The 3,996-nt window shown below is 38.5% G+C and carries 3 protein-coding genes; all 3 read left to right on the top strand.

Annotation, left to right across the window (positions count from 1 at the left end):
• Positions 1-519: 519 nt before the first annotated feature.
• Positions 520-1,863: a hypothetical protein gene (locus AC1DRF_RS18415; RefSeq protein WP_014459522.1), complete on the top strand. Its 1,344-nt coding sequence runs from the start codon at positions 520-522 to the stop codon at positions 1,861-1,863.
• 107 nt (positions 1,864-1,970) lie between these two features.
• The gene (locus tag AC1DRF_RS18410) at positions 1,971-2,933 is read left to right on the top strand and encodes a sortase domain-containing protein (RefSeq protein ID WP_427076041.1); all 963 of its coding nucleotides are present in this window, start codon (positions 1,971-1,973) and stop codon (positions 2,931-2,933) included.
• Positions 2,934-3,163: 230 nt separating this feature from the next.
• Positions 3,164-3,996, top strand: an 833-nt coding sequence (locus AC1DRF_RS18405) for an AbgT family transporter (protein WP_477741347.1), incomplete at its 3' end; no start/stop codon positions are given.

Genomic DNA, 3,996 nt, shown 5'->3' with positions numbered 1-3,996 from the left:
CCCGCGGAAAGCGAAGTCTTGAACGGAAATCAACAGCGGTGTTAAAAGTGATTCATACTAACTCATTTATCCCATTTGTTCGTCTTTAAATTGAATTTATCTTGTTATGTCTCAATTTCTTTTTCTGTTAAATTTAAAATATTTATTCAAAAAGTGATCCAAATGAATAAGGTGTTCGTTTGGTAAGTAGAAAAGGAAGTACTTCTTAAGAAAAGGCGGTTAAAAAAATTTTTTAAAAAGTGATCTAGCTGAAGAAGGCGTTCGTTAGGTAAGTAGAAAGGGAAGGCATTCTTCACGAAAATGACATTTTTAAAAATTTTTTAAAAGAGTGATCCAACGTCACTCAGCGATCGTTTAGTAAATAGAAAGAGAATACTTCCTAAAAAGGATCATTAAATGTGAGGGAACATGAAAGTTTAATATATATAATATTCAAAATGTTCAATCTATTTAATGGTTTAAGATGTAGTAAGAATGAAAAAAGTGGCGTACATCAACTAAAAATGAGGAGAGTGGAAAATGATGAAATTAAGTAAAAAATTAATGATCCCTGTACTAGGAGCTTCACTATTGATGCCGACTATTGCAAATGCAGAGGAAGCAAAACCAACGGCAGTAACAAAAGCTTCAGATCTACGAGCGAACTTAGACTACCTATTATCTGAACACTTTACGCTTGCCGTTGCCGCTATGACAACAGCCTATGACGGTTCTAAAGATGCTGACGCTGCGTTCAAAGCATTGGATCAAAATGCCGTCGACATGGAGCCAGCTATTGCTTCTATCTATGGTGATAAAGGAGCGGCTGAGTTTGAACGAATTTTCAGAGAACACAACAATTACACAGATGATTTTGTAAAAGCAACAAAAGAAAACGACAAAGAAGCCATGGCGGAAGTAGATAAAGAAGTAGATCAATTCGTGAATGAATTTGCTAAATTTCTAAGCACTGCTACGGAAGGTAAACTACCTGAAGATGCAGCAAAAGAAGCGCTTCGCGTTCACGAAGATCAAGTAAAAGAAACGTTTGAAGATTATGTAGAAGGTGACTATGAGGCAGCCGCGAAGACATACCGCGAAGGATATCAGCAAATGTTCGCAATTAGTAAAGCGTTATCAAATGCAATCGTAACGCAGATGCCCGATAAATTCGACAATACAAAAGTGGATACACCAGCAGCAGATTTACGTTCTTCATTAAACAGCTTAGCAGCAGAACATTTTGCTCTAGCAACAATGGGAATGGAAAAAGGGTTTAACGGTTCAAAAGATTACGACTATGTTAGCTGGTTAGAAAATGCCAACACAGCAGATTTTAAAGCTGCAATCGGCTCAGTATATGGCGATGAAGGAGCTGCACAATTCGAAAAAATTTGGCAAGGAGATCACATCAATGCCCAAGCTGAATTAGTAAGTGCACAAGTAAAAGGCGATGAAGCAGGAGAAAAAGCTGCAAAAGATAAGCTCCATAAATTCGCGCAAGAATTTGGTACATTCTTAGGAACAGCAACAGATGGAAACCTTCCAACTGCAGACGCACAGGCAGCTATAAAAGCACACGAGGATACGGTTATTAAAACATTTGAACAATATGCATCCGGTGACTACGCTGGAAGTTATGATACGTATCGCGAAGGGTATAAATTAATGTTTGGTGTTGGCCAAGCTTTAGGTGAAGCAATCGTAAAACAAAACCCCGATAAGTTTGCTGAAACAGCTATGCCAACAGATATGCCGAAAACAGGTATGGGCGGGGCATCTGAATCAACGATGAACCCACTAACAGCGATCTATATTGCACTAGGTTCGTTAGCTGTGTTAACAGCTGGAGTGATTTTACGCAAGAAACCAGTAAGCAAATAATATTTTTTCTCCTTTTCCTTATGATTTACAAGTCAAGAGTCCTGAAAAAAAGAAGAGAGGTTGTTCTCTCTTCTTTTTTATAAACAGCTGTGAAATGAGGTGACGATGTGAAAAAAGCGATTGTTCTCGCCTACTGTATATTAAGTTTAGTCCTCCTTGTTAGCGGGGGACTATATTTTAAAGAACAAATGGTAGAAGCAAAAGAAACAAAGCAACAGGCTGCAGCTAAACAAAAAGAAAAAGAAGCACAATCAAAGGATCTAAAAAGCCGGGTAACGCTTGAAGAAGAATTTGCTGTACTAAAAAAGCATAAAACAGAAGCCAAACAGTTAAACAAAGAATTTAAAGGAATCATCCCTGAAAAAATGTCCATTCCTGCTGTTCATGTGGAGGCTTCAATTGAACAAGTAGGAGTATTAGACAGCGGTGAAATGGCAGCTCCATCTACAGAAAATGGAGTTGCTTGGTTTGAACCAGGAGCTAAACCTGGCGTAAAAGGAAATGCTGTATTAGCAGGACACGTAGACAGTAAAACCGGACCTGCCGTCTTTTACAACCTAAAAAACTTAAAAAAAGACGATGAAATTACCGTCAGAGATGCACAGGGGACCACGCTTACTTTTGTTGTTAAACGTATAAAAAGCTATCCGCGAGATAAGGCACCTCTAAACGAAATTTTTGGGTACAGCAACAAACGTAATTTAAATTTAATTACCTGCACAGGCACGTTTGACCGTGCGGAAGGAACCCATCAAGAGAGGTTAGTTGTCTATACAGAACTAAAAGCTGACCAAGCAAAAGAATTGGAGCGTGAAGCAAATGCACCACAACCTCCTACACATGTAAAGATGAGCGGTGATTTGCTTACGTGGTACGCGGTACGAGAAGGTAATATTATCGGCTATCGCATTTATAAAAAGAATCCAGGCGGAACATTTGTCCATATTGGCAGTGTTTCGGAATTTGAGCGAAAAAGCTTTGCTGACTCCGACGCATCTCAAGCTCGTTACTATGTAACAGCTGTTAATGAGTCAGGAAAAGAGTCCGCTCCGTCTAGTATAGCGAAATAACAAAAAGCTCTCTTCAAACGGAGAGCTTTTTGTTATTTTTGATTGTCGATTAAAAAGATATCTTCTGCCTTTCTATTTATCTAAATGCTATTAGTTTTAATAGATAAATAAAGATTCCTCAAAAATAATACTTGAATAATATAAATATTCAGATTATTATGTACTAATAGTCTTTTTGGTAATTAAAAGGAAAAATCTAAAAAGAATCTAAACGAAAAAGGAGCGAAAGTATGGCACAACCTAATTTGCAGACAGAGCAAAAATCACACCCAACAACCTTTCTAGACAAACTATTAGGAAGAGTAGAAGCAATCGGAAATAAACTACCTGATCCTTTTATTTTGTTTGTATGTCTAGCGCTTATTATCGTAGTAGCATCTGTTGCTATTAGTAGTATGGGAGTAACGGTGGTCCATCCCGGTACTAATAAGACTCTTCCAATTAAAAGTTTGTTGTCGCACGAAGGCATTCAGTATATCTTAACATCGATGCTGACCAATTTCACTGAATTTAAGCCCCTAGGACTTGTACTTGCTATGATGCTTGGGGTCGGACTTGCAGAAAAAGTAGGTCTGCTTGAAGTGGCCATAAAGAAAACGATTTTAAATGCTCCAAAAGCTCTTATTACATACGCCATCATTTTTACAGGAATTATGGCCAACTTAGCCGCAGATGCTGCTTTTGTCATCGTGCCTCCGCTTGCCGCAATGATTTTTTATACAGTAGGAAGGCACCCGCTTGCTGGATTAGCAGCAGGATTTGCTGGGGTGGGATCAGGCTTTACAGCGAATCTTATTATATCCGGAACCGACGGATTGTTATCAGGCATTTCTACTGAAGCTGCTAAAACAATTGACCCAAGCGCTGCTGTCAGTCCTGCAGCAAACTGGTATTTCATGGCGGCTTCTGTATTTGTTTTGACCGTTATAGGGGCGATCGTCACCGAAAAGATTGTAGAACCTAGGCTGGGCAATTATAAAGGAAAAAAACGCAATGATTTTGGTGAAATTAGTGAGGTAGAAGCAAAAGGGTTAAAAAACAGTATCGTTGCTACATGTATTTA

Source organism: Priestia sp. P5_B4, assembly GCF_056400385.1.
This window is presented reverse-complemented; position numbering and strand designations above follow the sequence as displayed.